Below are 14,900 nucleotides of genomic sequence, written 5' to 3'. Positions count from 1 at the left end.
CGATCCGCCTCCTTTCTAAATCTCAGTTGCTGGGAATTGTTGTCTCAGTTTCTCTCCAATAGCATTAGCAATTGTATTAGCTAGATTTGTTGGTGATGTATTAGTATTACCTGTATTCACGCTGATATTAATATTAAATGTGTTATGGTTAGTTGAATGTACAGAAGAATTACTATTTGAAATATCTGTTTTAAATTCCTTAGCAGCATTAGGAGTTCCCTTTGCAAGTTTAGGGAATTTAATAGGCATAGCAAATTTTTTAGTACCTTTTTCAAGTCGTGGAAACTTCTTCTTAGTCTCCTTAGCATTCAAAACTTGTGTACCTTCCTCAAGTGGTACAAGTATATTTCGTTGTTTAGGAAATAGACCTATTAAACCACCTTTAGTCTTAAATGCTTCCACATAATCAGCCCCAGGAGCGTCATTAACCAAATAGACACCCTTTTTAGTTCCTCCATTTGAAGACCATTGATTAGTTGTTGCTGCAGGAGTTCCTGTGGCCAAAGCTGGCACACCAAAACTAGATGCAGCTCCTGGAGTCCCTGTGGCTAAATGCCCAGACTTAGAAACTGTTGCTGTAATAGTAACGTGTTTGCTACGTACTGCTGAGATAGCAGCTGCTAAAGATCTTACAGAACCTGTACCAGATACTTTAGCACTAACATTAACACTTTTGCCTTTAACAGCATTAATCGCACTTGTTAAAGCTTTTACTTTACCTGTCCCAACTACTTTAGCCGTAACTGAGACTGTTTTATTCTTAACAGCATTAATCGCTGAAGATAGTGATTTTACTTTACCTGTCCCACTAGCCTTAGCAGATACACTAGCTTTTTTATTTTTAACTTGTCTAATAGAGTTACCTAAGCTTTTTACTTTACCTGCCCCACTAGCACTGGCTGTTACTCTTGCTTTTTTGTTCTTAACTTTTTTAATTGACCTAGATAAACTCTTAACTTTTCCACTACCTGAAACTGAGGCAGATACTTTAGCCTTTTTATTTTTGACTTTCTTTAAATCTTTAGAAAGTTTCTTAACCTTATTGCTACCTGTTGTAGTAACCTTTACTTTAGCTTTCTTATTCTTAACCTTTTTCATGTTCTTAGAAAGCTTAGTTACTTTTTTATCGCCAGAAGTAGTTACTTTAACTTTAGCTTTTTTGTTCTTAACTTTCTTCATATTCTTAGAAAGTTTAGACACTTTCTTATCGCCTTTTACTTTTGCAGTAACTTTAGCTTTTTTGTTACCTTTGACTTTTTTCATACTCTTAGATAACTTGGAAACTTTTTTGTCTCCTTTAACTTTAGCTGTTACTTTTGCATTTTTATTTTTAACTTTTTTGGCAGATTTTGAAAGTTTTTTTACGTCCTTTTCGCCCTTAGTTTTTGCCTTAACAGTAGCAGTCTTTCCCTTTACTTTCTTAGTAGCTTTGGATAATTTCTTTAAGCCTCTACCAGACTTTTTACTACTTTTAGAACTCTTATATTTTTCTCCAGTTTCCTTCTCGTACTTTTTAATTGCAGATTTACGCTTTTTAGCAGCTTTTGATGCTGCTTTTTCTGCTTTTTGGTACTCTTTATCACCTTTGGCCATCTTTCTAGCAGCTTTTCGCTTTTGCTTTTCAGATAATCCAATCGCACTAGAATCTAAAGATTTTTTAGCGTCCTTGTATGCTTTGTTGTAGGCTTTATCTGCTTTTTTACGTACCGAATTAACCTTACTTGTAGCACTTTTTACATCAGATGCATCTTGTTTCTTAATTTGCTTTTGCATTTGCTTTTGATACTTAGCCATTGCTGCTGTATCTCCAGCATTCATAGCATCTTGATAGTGCATAGCAGCAGTACGTGCTTTGGAGTTTGATTTGGATGCTGCATTCAACATACTATAAGCTTTCTTTCCAGAAAGTCCTGGTTTCTGTCCGGTTTGCTTATAAATATCGTTGTAACCTGATATAAAATTATCCTTAGCATATTGTGCCTCAGCTTTAGATTGCTGACGTTGATTCCATGATGGTTTAGGTTTCTTTCCGCCTTTTGAGCCACCAAATTTGCCACCAATCAAACTACCAACTTTATCTCCAAGCCATCCACCAGCCATACCACCAACCATTGACCCAACAGCAGTTCCAACTGGTCCTAAGGCTGAGCCTAAAGCTCCACCAGCAGTCATTCCAATTGTAGATCCAATTCCTGAACCTAAAGCTCCACCAACACCTTTATGTCTAGCAAGTGAACCAGATTTAGTTGATCCTAATACTGACATAACATCTAGACCTGTGAATAAAGCATTCATACCAGGCATTCCATACTTACCAACTGCTCTAGTACCAGATCTAATTCCTCTGCCAACAAAACTAAATCCACGTCCAACACCAGAACTAGCTACTGTACTACCAATCGTTCCAAGTTTAATTAAAGTATTACCTTTAATTGTATTAAAACGACCTGATAGACCATTTCGACCAACTCTAGTATTTTGAGTATAATCTAATATCTCTTGTCCGCGAGCAATCAATTTATTAGAACGTGGAGTAGCTACAACGGTTCTTCCGTTATGGTAACGACCCATTCGAGTGCTTAATTTATCTCCTGGCTTATATTCCCAATTTAGATAAGGATTAAACTCTCCGCTGAAAGCTCCTTTACCTTTAAATGGACGCTTAGTACGTCCTTTAGAATCTTTATAGAACGTTCCACCTTCGCCATCTAAAAAGTCTATTACATTACCATCTGCATCATAAATTGGAAATCCCGGACGGTTACGACCGCCTTTATTAGTTCTACCACTGACACCACCTGGATAATCTCCATTTGGTGAACCGCTATTCATTTTATTAGCAGCAGACATCATAGTATTAGCTGCACTTTGCATGGTATTGGCAGCAGACATCTCACGTTGTGGTTTAATACCAGTAATTTTACTGATAATTCCAGTTAGACCTTTACCAACTACTGGTATCTTAGAAGTTAGGCTCAACAATGGCTTGATTGCAGATTCTACACCTTTTCCAACAATTGGTATTTTAGATAAACCTCTTGCTGCAACTAAAAAGGCGGTTGCTTTACCAGCCATTGATGAGAATGTTTGACCTATATCATCTAGTTTGCCTTTAGCTCCCTTAGGTAGTAAATCGGTAAATTTCTTCCCCCAGCCTTTTAATGTGTCATAAGCTGTAGAAATACCTTTGCCAATATCTTTCATCTCATCAGCAAAGCTAGTTATAAATGTTGAGACATATGGTTTAGCTATATCATAAACATCTTTTCCTACCTTATAAGCTTCTTTCCCTACTTTTCCAGCAGTCGTAACGACACCCATAGTTCCATCAGCTACACGATTGACAAAAGCTTTATTTTTCTTAGGGTCGTTAAACCAATTTGAAATACGAGAGAATAACTTACCATCTCCACCAAAAGCTTTATTTAATCCTTCACCAATTTTTCTTTCAAGTTCACCAGTCATACGAACTAAGCCTTTTTCAGCAGAACGTTTTACCCCAGCTAAACTCTGGTTCATACGTTTAGATGCATCAGAAACACCAGGAGCCATCCCCATCATATGGAGTGCTTCTACTAAGTCATCACCAGTAAAATCTTTAGTTGTTCCTTTTTTACCGGTCCGTTTTTTATATGCTTTTTGCAAATAATCTTCAATATTTGCGTTAAAGCCTTTCAATTGACTCATTCGTTCGCCAGTAATTTTATCTTGATCCAAAGTCTTAGCTACAGATTGGATAAATCTCCCCATTTCTTCGTCATTCATCCCGCCAGCATCTTGAAGATTAAGCATATCTTTAGTAAGTTGGAGAGTCTTTTTCTTATTACCAGCAGTTGAAACACCAGCTCCTGTTGCATAGAAAGCCAAGGCTGCATCTGATACCATCTTATAATCGTTACCAGCAGTTGTGGCTAAATTCGTTAAATCGTTAACCATGCCTTTAGCAAAACTATTAGCTTGTTTAGTAGACATCTTCCTACCTAACAATTGATTAACTGATCTTGCATTAGAAGACCAAGCGACATTAGATGATTGTTGTTCACTAATATAACTCAGACCACCTTTAAAGAGATTACCAATCCCTTCTCCTGCTGCCATAACAGCATTAGCTCCAAGTTGGCCTAAAGTATACATTCCAAAAGCTTCTCGTAATGCTGAACGAATTTTCCCAGGTTGTTTACTAGAAGAACCCCCACCTAAGTAAGATGATTCTTTTTTAGCTTCTTGAGACATTCTTCGTTCAGATTGAACTGCTTCTTTTCTAGCTCTTGTTCCCTGTTGAACAGCAGATGCTGCTTCTTTTTCAGCTGATGCAACACGTTGTGCAGATGAAGCCAATTCTTGTTCAGCTTGGTTAGATTGTCTAATTGACTCTCTAATTTTTGTAGAACTAGCATTAGCTTTTAATAACCCTTCGCTAATCTTTAAACCAACACTTGAACCATTTACAGTAGTTGCTTCTTTTAAGCTAGTTTTTAACTTATTAGCAGATTCAGAAGCTTTGGTAATTCCTTCTGAAATTTTATTACCTACATTTCCAGTATTAACATTACTTGCTTCTTTTAATTTGCTTTCAAGTTTAGTTGCTTGTTCACTAGCTTTATTCAAACCTTCTGTTAAAGCATTAGTTGCATGACTACTCTTTATCTCACTTAATCCCTTAATCGCATTTTCAGCTTTCTTAGCAGTCTCAATTACTTTATTAAGTTCAGAAACAAGTTTACTTAATCCACCAACAGAGATTTCAGAATGTCCTAAACTTTCAATTAAAGATTTAGCTTTCTCAAGCTCAGATAAACCACTAACCTGAATTTTGGCTTTGATTGTTGTTTCATTAGACATCTACATTATCCCTCCCTAGATTTAGTAATTCTTGTTTCTGCTTGGCTACTTCATTGAGTATTTGAATCTGCTCATAAGTGGCAGTATTCATCTCTTCTCTGGTAGAAATTCCCATCATTATAGGGAACCAATACCACATCTCATCTTCAACTCTTTGTTTTATCTTCCACTCTGGTTTAGTCTGACATCTTCTTTCCAAGAAATAAGTCAATAGCGTTGTATAACTCATTTAATCCTGGACGGTTATCAAAATCATCTAATGTTAATCCAGCTGGTTCAACAACAACATTCTCAATGTATTCATTAGCTAAAATAGACTTTGCTAATTGTCCGTTTTCCATTGTCGCATTATCAATCATTTCCCAAGTTTTCACAACACCAGGGAATTGTAGAGTGTATTCATACTCATAACCATTTTTATCTGTGTATTTAAATACTTCATTACCTGACAAACGATCAATTGTTTGTGGTGCTACTTTCTTTGTTGTTTTCTTTGTTTCAGTCATATTATTTTCCTCCTAAATTTATAGACTAAAAAACGACTAAAGGAGTCGAACCCTTAGTCGCTAATAAATTATAAAACTTCTACGTGTAAGTCTAATACTTCGATTGTGTATGTTCGTTTTGGTGTTTCCTTACCAAAAGCTGCATCAGCTGGCTTAGCAATAATTGCTTGGTCACCAGTAATCTTTTCATAAGGTGTTGTAGCCACAATTGAAAAGATCTTATTTGAATTTGCCAAAGCATTTAATCGCTTGTGGTCAGCTGAGTTACCAGATAAGTTAACAGTAATTTGTCCTAAACGATTGTTATTAATAGCAATAGATGGAACACCTTGAGCATCAACAGATGTTTGAACTCGGTCTTCCTTAATCGTCACATTAAACATATCCCCATCTTGGAAACCTTGAATAATACGTCCATCAACTGATAAATGAACATCTTTAGCATTATATACTTTAATTGGATCTGCCATTTATTTCACACTCCTATAAGTTAATTTGTCCAGATACAACAACAGAATGAATAGCACCAGCACGAGTATAACTGAATGATAATCCTGTGTATTGGCGACTAGAAATATCACTAGCTGGAGATTCTTCACGAGGTACAGTTGTTACTGCAAATTTCCCCATACCTGTTTCTGCATTCTCTAGAATAATACCGTTATTAGTTGCTTGGCTTAATACTTGTGTTACTGTAGCGTCAATTTGTGCAATTCCTACAGCATCAAAGGATAATTTCTTAGAAGATGAGAGTAACTTTTGTAATTCAGTTTCGATTGATGCCTTAACCCAGTCATCCCCATGTAAAGCGTCTATATATTCTCCACCAACAGTCTTACCTTCAGAAGTTTGGTTAATACCGGCTTTAGTTACATAAGTAAAGATGTTAGCATCATGCAATTTTTGAATTTGAGTTACAGTTAGTGTTGCTGGTTTTACTCCACCAACTTTTCTAAATTTCCATGTCACAGAACCAACTAATTCATTAGCTACTGCTCCAATTAAAGCACCTAGACCATAAAAAGCCTTAGATTGATCTTCACCATTTGCAAAAACAATCGTACGACGAGCATTACCTAAATTACTGCGAATTTCTTCTGCTTTGGAAACAGTTTTTTCTGTTGCTGGATATGCCACAATCGCAAAACGTTCATCTTTACCACTGATATAGTTAGATAATGTAGCAACTTCAGTATCAGGATTTGTTCCATCAGCTCCAACTACTGTAGCAAATTCCCAACCAGCACTATAGTAAGTTTCAGCAACACTATCTAAAACATTGTATGTGATTACAAATAATTTATCCCCATGGTCAGCTTGTGCAAAATAACCACTAGCAATTTGATTAATTGCATCATTTTCTGAGTAATTTGAAACTACATCATCATAGGACCCAAAAGATTCCATCTTTGGACTTTCACCTTTAACGAAAATAGCTAAATTTCCCATATTAACAGGAACTGAAGGTTGTTCTACATTTAATTTGACTATTACGTCAGATAAATTTTTACCCATTTTTTATTTCTCCTTATAATCTATAGATTCAATTGTGCCTTTGTCTTCATCAATATAAGTTTCTTTTAGTCTAAGTCTTACATCAAATCCATACATATAAGCATAATTGTTAGTTTCTTCAACATACCTTGGTTGAGTAGCCATTATTTCAACTAAAGTAATGTTGTTTTCAAAAAATCTTTTAGTTGAAGCAGTACTTCTTAACAACAATCTCATTTGATTGCTTAAATTTAATGCTTGTAGTTTACTCTTAGCATATGCAGTAAAAGACACTACAGATTCAAATACAGTATCATCTTCTAGATAATTATTAGGTATACGTGGACTGATAATATCAAAAGCTATAAAAGGTGATTCGGGTTGCTTTCCGTTTCCATTTAATTCAATCATTATCAAACCTAACTTATCCTTGAAAATTCTACTAAAAGTCTTATACAAAACTACATAATCAAAATTAGTTTCCATCATTGCTATCCTCACTTTGTAGGTAATATAGCGTTACATTTGAATAATCTGTTAAGTCTTGGATATTAACTACTCGATACCTTTTATCCTTATGCTCAACGATTGTTTGTATTGGATAATCATGAGCTGATATCCAAATAGCGTTGTATTGAGAGATATGTCCGGTATCTCTCAACATACTTACCAAAGAATAGAAGTTATCACGATCATTAGGGACAAAAGGCTCAAACAATACTTGCTCTGATTGCTCTTCGTCTTCTACCCACTGACCATCTATCCAATCTCCACTAGAACTTTTAGAAATAACTTTAATTTCTGTTTTGAAAGTATCTAGCACACTAGTCATATCAATATAAAAACTCATCTAGATACCCTCCATTCAATAGAACCATACATAGATCCTGTTTCAATTAAAGGCTTAGAATGTCCTTTTCTTGCAATTGTGACTGGTGATAAAGGTGCAAATCCTCCAGCTGCTATTGTTCGTTGAATACTCATTACCATAAATGGTCCTAAAGTACTATAAACCATCTCTGCTGAGCCACCATTCATAACATCAATAATAAAAGGTGCAACATAATTAGCGAATCTAGCCTCGTTTTCGTATAGAGTATTTCTAAGAAACGGACGTGATGGAATGCCACGGCTAGTCCCATATTCTTGCCACATAGCTTTTTTAGCCTCAAAACCACCAAATAACCCAGCTTCTACAGCTGTATTGTCTAGTAATTTAAGGTTACTAATCATTCTGTCTAAACCAGAATCTCCTTCGACTGATGTCGTTATTTTGATTTCCACTTAGGATCACCTTATAAGAATTGTATTGAATTAGAACTTAAAGAACTCTTCAATCTGTTATATTCAAGTAAATAATCATCTACACCAGCTCTATCAAAGTATTCAATCGTTAGAACAGAAGCCTGTTGTTTAGAAATATTGGTGTTAGTAGCACTAATAACATTACAAAAATGAGCAGCTAAATAAACTGCTCCCATCTCAATGTTAAGTTCTGTAAAACCATCTGTGATTGCTTGATTCACAGCATCTTTTACTAAAATTTGTGCAATCTCATTGTTCAAACTCTCAACAGTACTTTTTAAATTAGGCAATAAACTTAATCGTTTTCGAACTGCTTCAACTACTGCATTAATATCCATACTTGATATACCAATCTGCATTATTTGGTGTGTAAGTAGGCGTAATGGCACGACCAACTGCAACTTTGTCACGTCTACCATAACTAATTCGATTGCATATTAATAACCAATCTAGTGGCACACGATAGTGATTAGCAACCCTCCACATCTCATCACCTTTTTTCCAGATATAAGGCTCTAGAGTTATAGGGTTAGGATATGGTGGTTGCCACCTTGCCTTCTTCCATTCTCCAAAGAACTTGTACATGACAACACCTTGAACGTCACCATATAAGTCTTTGTGTGGTGGTTCTGGATCCTCTACTACTTCATTAAAAATTGGTTCTGTTTGCGAATTTACAATCGACGTACTTTCAGCTAACGATTCATTTTTAGAATCAGACATACTCATACTTTCAGTTAAGCTAGAACTCGTACTTAATGATTCATTTAATGAACTAGATGTACTTAGACTCTCACTTAAAGAAGAACTTGTACTAGAAGTTTCTACTACTTCATCAGCCATTTTCACCAGCCTCCTTCACTTCTTGGATATATCCACCGTCTAACAATTCTTTTAATCTCAATTTAGTTTGAGCACCGGCATATTGTTTATAAGGATAAATATCTCCTTCCCAATAAACATGCTTTTTACCTGTCTCATCAACTGAATTAAGATTTGCATCAGTAAATGCTTTAATTACTTCAAACATAGGCTAGACTTCCTTTGGATCTGTTGCTTTCTTCTTACCTTTCCCAATACGGTTATCTTCTTTAACGTTTGTAACTGCATTGTCTACTTTTGCATCAGTAGGAGCACCAGTAGTTGCATCTGGTCCTGTTACTCCGTTAAAGGTAATATTAATAACTTTTGTAGGGTCAAATAAATATGGTGCTTTAAATGCATTAGCATATAATTTTGTTTCACGCATATCTGGATCACGTTTAGCCTCAATATTAACTCCACGTTTTACCATAAGTTTTACAGCTGGTTTTCCGTCGTTAGTATTAGTCTTAACTAGAATAGCTTCATTAGCTTTTAGTTTCTTGGAACGAATAATTTGAACCCCTAATACTTCGCCATATACACCTTTAGATACCACTTCAGCTCCTAGTTGTGTACCACGTAACCAGTCTTTACCAGCTTGTAAACGTAATTTACCTGCAGCTGTTGGAGAAAGAATCAAAACAATAGTTGCATCATCTTCTTCATCATTGTAAACATCTAATGCTTCTTGAATTCCATCTAAAGTTAAATCAACAGTTTTCTTTTGTGGAGCTTCCTTTAAAGTGGCTAGGATATCATTATCAAGTTTGTTGTTCATGGCAAGTGCTAATTGATTAGTAGCTTCTCCCCATGGATCTCCATATCCAGTCAACATAGCTTGGTCAGTAATAGCAACAGCAGTACCAAATTCTTTAATCGTTGCTGCTTTAGAACCATAGGTAAGGTCCTTAGTTTCAATCGCAACTCCTTCTTGTAAATCCACAGCGTCCCCAATATAGTTCCAACTTGGAAACTCTACTGTTGAACCTGGCTTTCCTTCTAAGGTATTGTCGATTTGTGCAAGTGGTGTAAACTTTAATCCAGCAGTTAACTTAGCAGAAACCATATCTGCAATAACTTGTGGATCTAAAACTTGGTCAGAATATGTGATTCTATCTGGCATTTAGCATTCCTCCTATTTAATCATTTGTTTAATTAAGTTTTCATAAACTTCTGGTTGAGTATCTTTTAGATGTAATCTTTCACTATATGACATCTTAGAGAATGAATCTTTATCGAGTGCATTTTCTCCACTTCCACCGTTTTTAGGTGTTGAATTGGCAAAATCATTCTTTCGATTTTCTCGTGCTTTTTCATCAACTAGTTTCACAAACTTCTCAATGTTTGCTTTAGTTTGTTCAGCAGTATCAGCCACTACAAAACTTAGAACATCAGAATTAGCAGAAATTCCTTTTTCACTCAAGATATCAGTTGCTGTACGTTCCATTTCGTTACGAACAACTTTGGCACGTAATTCAGCTAATTCTTTGTCTTTTTTCTCATATTCGTATTTACGACGTTGTTCTTCATTCATACGCTTTAGCTTATTAGCTTCATCTTGTTCTTGTTGAATTTCTTTACGAATTTCAGACTCCAACTCTCCACGCATTTCTTGACGTAATTTACTTTCTTGACGAGACAAACGGTTATTGACAATCGAATCAACCTCTTCTTGAGTAAAGGTCTTTGTTTCTTGTTCTGTTGAGTTTTCTTGTGCTTCTACTGCTTCATTTTCGTTATCCATATTGGATAGCCTCCTTTTTAAAGTCTTGTTTGACTATTATTCCTTGCAGCTTTTAACGCCATCAGCATGTTTTAGGCAAAACAAAAAGACATCCCAAAAAGAATGTCTTGATATAATTATTCAAATAAGTAATTTTACATTTCTAAAAAACGCTAATTTAACCGACTAACGATTGGTATAATGTAACTAAAACGATTGGAGAAACATTATGTTACTATATTTCTACTCTGTCTTAATAATTGTTATTCTTTTATTCTGTTACATTGATTACAACACTAGAAAAACTAACTACCAAAATATTAAAAAGCTAAATCAGCAGTTTCGAGACTGGGTTCAAAATGACAATGCATCTAGACCAAGTAACGCTATTTTTGTCAAACTCTATAAAGAAGTATATGGTGAACAAAATCTCACAAAAAATATTCCTGAAGTTATTGCTTTTGGTAATATAAAATACGACAACGCTAATATTTTACTCAGCTTTCCAAGTAAAAATGAGTTTATTTTGGTAGAACAACTTGCAATTTTAGATAATCTTGAAGATTACTTTACTTTAGAATTTCAAGAGACTAAATCAATTGGATATTTTATAAGGACAATTGTTACCTTACCGTTGAAACTATTAAAATATCTCGGTTTTGATGAAAAAAGTACTAAAAGCAAGTTTTTTCAACTTTTTTGGTGGATATTAAGTCTATTTCTTCCAATCTTCAAGAAACTATTTCTTGAATTTATCGACTTTCTTATATCTCGTTACCAATAACGTATAATCAACAAAAAAGTCTCGAATACCATAGATTAACACGACTGTTAATAAGAATTTCGCAAAAGACCATATCAGACCATGAGTAAAGATAAGCAATCCTATCCAAATAATGACTAAGATCATCAGACTAGCACCATATTCTGCTAGTCTTTCTTTTTCTTCGGTTTCATTTAACTTCTTCATAATCTCTACCTCCAAAAAGAAAAGCACCCATTATGAGTGCTTATGTCTAATAGCAAAGCTCTTTTATTCAGGTCTATAAAGCACCTTTTCTATATCATCTACAGATACTGGTGGAGCTTCCCAAAATAGTCTTTCTTCTTCTTCAGTTTCTATCCCATAATCCGCCCAAAAATGAGTCTCGTCTAACTGATCAATTAAACCTACTTTTTTTCCATTTTTTAATAAAACTAAATCATATTCTTGTGGTTTTATCTTTTTCATTACGACTCACCTCTTTGATGTACGAACTAGTATACCTTATTGCACTTAAATCTTCTTTAGGAATTATCCAACCAACTATAATATTAATAGGCTCTCCACTATCATTATACATCATAAACTGTTGCTCATATCTAACTCCATATCCTATATCATTCTTTTCCTTTGCAGGATAAAGAGATGCCAATCTTTCTAGTTCTTGAATATAATCCTTATAATTATCAATAGAATATCCTAATTTATCTGTTATATTTTTACCTTTAGCCCATCCTTTTTCGTGTCCAGGACTAAACAAATATTTAGTAAATTTAGGTTCTGGAAATACCATATTATCTAAGTTTGGTAATTTTAATTCTGGATGTTCTTTTAGTCTTAAACGTCGCATATAATCAACTACCAAATTATCTAAGTATTTTCCACCTTCCTCTACAAGTCTATTATAATTCTCTTTAGAAGGCATGTCACTTCCTAAGATTTCTTTATACTTATAATAATTATCATCTACTGGAATATTCTTATCTTCTTCATCAGCATCTCGAGTATTTTCTTCATCATGCTTGATAGTTGATGATATAGCACCAGCAGCTAACGCTTTTTTAATTAAATCGATTTTATCGTAATCATCAATTATTTCTGCTGGCACTCTTCTACAACGGCAATTAGGATGTGAACTTCCTGGAATTCTTGGACTAGCTTCATCATCAACCTTGTATGGTCCTAAAGCTCCAATGACTAAACATTTCTTACAAGCTCCAGGCTCTGTTACCCAGTCAAAATACTTTATTTTGTTTTCTTTAAAGAAGATGTCTGTTAACTCATCTTCACGAGCTGCAGCTTCTGTTCGTGCTAATCTTTTAGCTGACACAGTAGCGTCTATCAAAGCTTTAGGTATGTTATCATTCCTCATGCTTTTAGCGTTGCCAGGAAATAATTTTTCAGCTATATCTTGAGCTCTCATACCTTGTCTAAGCATAGAATTTAAGCTGTTATCAATTCGATTTAACAATTGATCATGGTCTAACCATAAACGTTCTGTCCATGAGACAAAATTATTATCTTGTTGATTAGAAAATACATAATTATCTTTGGCTATTTGATTAATCTTGCTTTTTTTAGGAGATTTTAAATTTTTCTTTTGATAATAATATTCTTCATCAACAGCAGTTTTATTATTTTGTCTGATCACTTTCATAGCTTTATGAGTTATTCTAATTAAAGCTATACCTAAAGTAGCTGTAATCAGCTTTACTAGCGACATTTGACTAATCGTAAGGTAATAGTCCAACCTCTGCTTTTCTGGCAATTCTAGATCATCTGGTAGCTTGTCGTACTGTTCTTTAAGTAAGACCATATCTTTTTTAGTAACTTTTCTTGCAAGATTATTAGGAACAAGCACTCCATCAACCGCATAAGTATTAAAACTCTTATCAACGATTGCTCTTAACTGATTAACCCCTTCGTTGTAAATTTTCTCAAGTTCTTCATCAGTAACGTTATCTCGTTTGAGAAGATAATCAATCCTTTGTTTCTCTTCCTTGACTGTTATCATTAGAATCACCGTCCGTTACTGCATTATTTTGCTTGAGAAAATCAAGGTTACTTTCCATTTGAGCTTGCTTTTCTTTATCCATATTCTCTTTTTCTTGCCTTGGGTCATTGACTACTGACAAGACTTTAAGCCATGTTTCAGTTGAGATACCTAAACTTGATAATGCTTGAGCTGTTTGAGCTTCCGTTAAACTATCATGTGGTAAATCGTATTGATAATTAATATCTAAGAATTGCCAAGTCTCCCTATCTATGCCATTTAATAGATCTGAAGCAAAGACTACACGATACATATCTTTGATTGACTCGTTAAATAAACGTGATTTTAATGTGGCTAAATTTAACATTGGCTTGTACTTCATTTCCAATGCAACACCAGTAGAATTACCAAAATCTTCATCATTCAAATTAACAATCATTGACATCTGGTAAAGTTTATCATCAATTCGATTAATCAAATTTTCTTGAGTAGTATCAGCGTTAGGTTTACTTAGGAAGTCAACATCTAAGTTTTCTGGAGTATCGTCTTCACTTTCCTTTGATTTAAGATTGATAATTCTAGTATCCCTTAACTTTTCTAGTTGTTCCTTAGTTAACAACGCTCCTAAAACTTTCATATAAGCATCAGCAAAATAATCAACGTCATTAGATTTTTCACTAAGTGCTTTATCCATTTCATCAATTAAGGTAATGACATTTTCAATTACACCCAATCTCTCATCATTTTCTACAACTTCAATAATTGGAATTGTTTCAAATGGATTATTAATTCTTTGTCCTAAAGAATTGAGATTATCTTTAGTGTCAAAATTCCAAATATATTCGTCAGAATAAAGTGTTACTCTGTACCTTTGAGCCATACCAACTTTACTGTATCTAACAGAATATAAAGCTTTTTTAGCAACTGTATTGTCATAAATAACAAATGTATCTAGTGGAGTTGCATCAGTTACATAGATTTCTTTGTCGGAACTGTAAACATAAAAATAAGCCCTACCATAAATGGAGGACTCTTTCCAAACTTTAGCAAAAACACTATCCATCTTGCGAGATAAATTAAATTCTGACAATGTTTTGTTGGCTAAATCTTCTTGTAATGTAATTTGTACTGGTTTACCAACTGCAAAGCCTGTAAATGTATCAACTAATTTTTTAGGATAGTTCATAATTAATCGATTATCAGGCTTTCCATTTGGTTTAGGTTCTAATTTCTGTATCTTATCATGTTGAGCTTTATAGTAGCGTCGATATTTTGCGTATTTTTCCGATAAAACTTCATTTTTATAGATGAAACGTCGTAAATCACTTGGTGTTATATCTTTTTCGCTATCATAATAAAACACACCATCTTCATCAACAATACATCTATCATTAAGATATTCTTTCAAAA

At 34.3% G+C, this 14,900-nt stretch carries 17 protein-coding genes; 1 reads left to right on the top strand and 16 read right to left on the bottom strand.

The annotated features are described in order from the left end of the window. Positions 1 to 15: 15 nt before the first annotated feature. From NOU10_RS04355 to NOU10_RS04300, 12 genes are all read right to left on the bottom strand, one after another. Positions 16 to 4,842, bottom strand: coding sequence for a hypothetical protein (locus NOU10_RS04355; RefSeq protein WP_255906122.1), 4,827 nt, complete (start codon positions 4,840 to 4,842; stop codon positions 16 to 18). A gap of 176 nt (positions 4,843 to 5,018) precedes the next feature. Then, positions 5,019 to 5,348: a hypothetical protein gene (locus tag NOU10_RS04350; RefSeq protein ID WP_255906120.1), complete on the bottom strand. Its 330-nt coding sequence runs from the start codon at positions 5,346 to 5,348 to the stop codon at positions 5,019 to 5,021. A 68-nt stretch (positions 5,349 to 5,416) separates the two neighbouring features. After that, complete coding sequence (locus NOU10_RS04345) at positions 5,417 to 5,818, bottom strand: hypothetical protein (protein ID WP_003708090.1); 402 nt, start codon at positions 5,816 to 5,818, stop codon at positions 5,417 to 5,419. Positions 5,819 to 5,831: 13 nt separating this feature from the next. After that, positions 5,832 to 6,863, bottom strand: coding sequence for a DUF3383 family protein (locus NOU10_RS04340; RefSeq protein WP_255906119.1), 1,032 nt, complete (start codon positions 6,861 to 6,863; stop codon positions 5,832 to 5,834). A 3-nt stretch (positions 6,864 to 6,866) separates the two neighbouring features. Next, positions 6,867 to 7,331 carry a hypothetical protein gene (locus NOU10_RS04335; RefSeq protein WP_255906118.1) on the bottom strand — a complete coding sequence of 155 codons (465 nt, stop codon included), beginning with the start codon at positions 7,329 to 7,331 and terminating at the stop codon, positions 6,867 to 6,869. Further along, positions 7,318 to 7,692, bottom strand: a complete 375-nt coding sequence (locus NOU10_RS04330; RefSeq protein WP_255906117.1) for a hypothetical protein — start codon at positions 7,690 to 7,692, stop codon at positions 7,318 to 7,320. Before NOU10_RS04330 ends, NOU10_RS04335 begins: the two co-directional genes overlap by 14 nt. Next, complete coding sequence (locus NOU10_RS04325) at positions 7,689 to 8,126, bottom strand: hypothetical protein (RefSeq protein ID WP_178847198.1); 438 nt, start codon at positions 8,124 to 8,126, stop codon at positions 7,689 to 7,691. Before NOU10_RS04325 ends, NOU10_RS04330 begins: the two co-directional genes overlap by 4 nt. Positions 8,127 to 8,137: 11 nt before the next feature. Further along, positions 8,138 to 8,485, bottom strand: a complete 348-nt coding sequence (locus NOU10_RS04320) for a hypothetical protein (RefSeq protein WP_178847195.1) — start codon at positions 8,483 to 8,485, stop codon at positions 8,138 to 8,140. After that, positions 8,475 to 8,990, bottom strand: a complete 516-nt coding sequence (locus tag NOU10_RS04315; RefSeq protein ID WP_178847191.1) for a hypothetical protein — start codon at positions 8,988 to 8,990, stop codon at positions 8,475 to 8,477. Before NOU10_RS04315 ends, NOU10_RS04320 begins: the two co-directional genes overlap by 11 nt. Then, positions 8,983 to 9,177, bottom strand: a complete 195-nt coding sequence (locus NOU10_RS04310; protein ID WP_081540647.1) for a hypothetical protein — start codon at positions 9,175 to 9,177, stop codon at positions 8,983 to 8,985. The genes NOU10_RS04315 and NOU10_RS04310 overlap by 8 nt, the downstream gene beginning before the upstream one ends. Before the next feature lie 3 nt (positions 9,178 to 9,180). Next, entirely contained in the window at positions 9,181 to 10,134 is a 954-nt protein-coding gene (locus tag NOU10_RS04305; protein WP_255906116.1) for a N4-gp56 family major capsid protein, read from the bottom strand. A gap of 12 nt (positions 10,135 to 10,146) precedes the next feature. Then, positions 10,147 to 10,755 carry a DUF4355 domain-containing protein gene (locus NOU10_RS04300; RefSeq protein WP_081540646.1) on the bottom strand — a complete coding sequence of 203 codons (609 nt, stop codon included), beginning with the start codon at positions 10,753 to 10,755 and terminating at the stop codon, positions 10,147 to 10,149. A gap of 208 nt (positions 10,756 to 10,963) precedes the next feature. Here NOU10_RS04300 and NOU10_RS04295 point away from each other — a divergent pair, with 208 nt between their 5' ends. Then, positions 10,964 to 11,518, top strand: coding sequence for a hypothetical protein (locus tag NOU10_RS04295; RefSeq protein WP_081540645.1), 555 nt, complete (start codon positions 10,964 to 10,966; stop codon positions 11,516 to 11,518). Here the strand turns inward: NOU10_RS04295 and NOU10_RS04290 are convergent. The 4 genes from NOU10_RS04290 to NOU10_RS04275 form a co-directional block, all read right to left on the bottom strand. Beyond that, positions 11,474 to 11,704 carry a hypothetical protein gene (locus tag NOU10_RS04290; protein WP_081540644.1) on the bottom strand — a complete coding sequence of 77 codons (231 nt, stop codon included), beginning with the start codon at positions 11,702 to 11,704 and terminating at the stop codon, positions 11,474 to 11,476. The two genes, NOU10_RS04295 and NOU10_RS04290, sit on opposite strands and share 45 nt — an antisense overlap. Before the next feature lie 63 nt (positions 11,705 to 11,767). Beyond that, complete coding sequence (locus tag NOU10_RS04285) at positions 11,768 to 11,965, bottom strand: hypothetical protein (RefSeq protein WP_081540643.1); 198 nt, start codon at positions 11,963 to 11,965, stop codon at positions 11,768 to 11,770. Next, positions 11,937 to 13,511 (bottom strand): DUF6883 domain-containing protein, encoded by a 1,575-nt coding sequence (locus NOU10_RS04280; protein ID WP_255906115.1) that lies wholly within the window; start codon positions 13,509 to 13,511, stop codon positions 11,937 to 11,939. The genes NOU10_RS04285 and NOU10_RS04280 overlap by 29 nt, the downstream gene beginning before the upstream one ends. Beyond that, positions 13,477 to 14,898: a phage portal protein gene (locus NOU10_RS04275; RefSeq protein ID WP_255906113.1), complete on the bottom strand. Its 1,422-nt coding sequence runs from the start codon at positions 14,896 to 14,898 to the stop codon at positions 13,477 to 13,479. The genes NOU10_RS04280 and NOU10_RS04275 overlap by 35 nt, the downstream gene beginning before the upstream one ends. Positions 14,899 to 14,900 lie beyond the last annotated feature (2 nt).

This window comes from Ligilactobacillus sp. MP3, assembly GCF_024436335.1.
GTDB lineage: Bacteria > Bacillota > Bacilli > Lactobacillales > Lactobacillaceae > Ligilactobacillus > Ligilactobacillus salivarius.
The sequence above is the reverse complement of the archived record's forward strand: the minus strand, read 5'-3'. Positions and strand labels throughout refer to the sequence as shown.